At 69.8% G+C, this 1,019-nt stretch carries 1 protein-coding gene and 1 pseudogene; both read left to right on the top strand.

Annotated features, from left to right (window positions below; translation table 11 throughout):
- The coding region (locus D7X99_RS41925; protein WP_121782586.1) for an RDD family protein at nt 1-512 on the top strand (512 nt) is incomplete at its 5' end.
- Between the two features lie 50 nt (nt 513-562).
- Nucleotides 563-1,019: pseudogene (locus D7X99_RS41920) on the top strand (FrgA protein); the annotation flags it as partial.

Below are 1,019 nucleotides of genomic sequence, written 5' to 3'. Positions count from 1 at the left end.
AGTCGAAGGTCTCCGCGGCCCCGGCTGCCCCGGCCACGGGAGAGGTCCACGCGCGCCCCGCCTCGCTGTGGCGCCGGCTGCTGTCCTTCACCGTCGACACCGCGGCCATCAGCGCCGTGGCGGCGGCCTACATCACCCTGGCCTCGTCGGTCGCGGGCGTGAAGGGTCCGCAGCCGGGGCTGACCGGGCTGGACGCCTTCGTCGCCTGGCTGCGCGCGCTGCACTCCGTGTTGCTGCCGGGCGTGGTCCTGGTGCTGGTGCTCGCCACCGTGTACTGCGCGGTCGCGGCCTTCCTGTGGAATGGACGCACCCTGGGACGATTGCTCCTGGGCCTGCGGCTGGTGGACACCCATGGCATGGCGCCCACCCCGGGCCGGGCCATCTTCCGGGCGCTGCTCGCCGGACTTTCCTTCGTTCTCTTCCTGGGCGGGTTCTGGATGGCGCTGTTCGACCGCCGCGGACAGACGCTCCATGACAAGCTGACGTCCACCTTCGTCGTCCAACCGAGCTGAAACAGGCTCATTGTGCCTTGCGGCCGCGGCCGTAAGATGCCGCGGCCTTCATGCCTTCGCGTCTTGCCCAGCACCTCGTCTCGCGCGCCCTCCTGTCCCAGGAGCAGGCCGGAGAGTTGTTGCGTCTGCACCAGGCCCAGGGAGGCCATGTGGACACCGCGCTCCTGGAGCGCGGCATGTCCGAAGCGGACGTCCTCGCGATGTTGGGCGAGGTCTCCGGCTTCCGGCCCGTGAACCTGGTGGACTTCGAGCCCAACCTCGAGGTCGCCAGCTTCATCCCCCCGAAAATCGCCGAGCGCCTGAGCGTCGTCCCCCTGTCCCTGGACGGCAACACGCTGCACGTGGCGTGCGCCTATCCGGTGCCCAAGAAGGAGCTGGACGAAGTCGGCTTCCTCCTGGGCAAGCCGCTGGAGCTGTGGGTCGCCATCGAGCTGCGGGTGCGCGAGTGGATCTCCATCATCTACCGCCAGCCACTGACGCCCCGCTTCGTGCAGCTGGCCGCGGCGG

The sequence above is a fragment of the Corallococcus sp. AB032C genome (assembly GCF_003668935.1).
Classification (GTDB): domain Bacteria; phylum Myxococcota; class Myxococcia; order Myxococcales; family Myxococcaceae; genus Corallococcus; species Corallococcus exiguus.
This window is presented reverse-complemented; position numbering and strand designations above follow the sequence as displayed.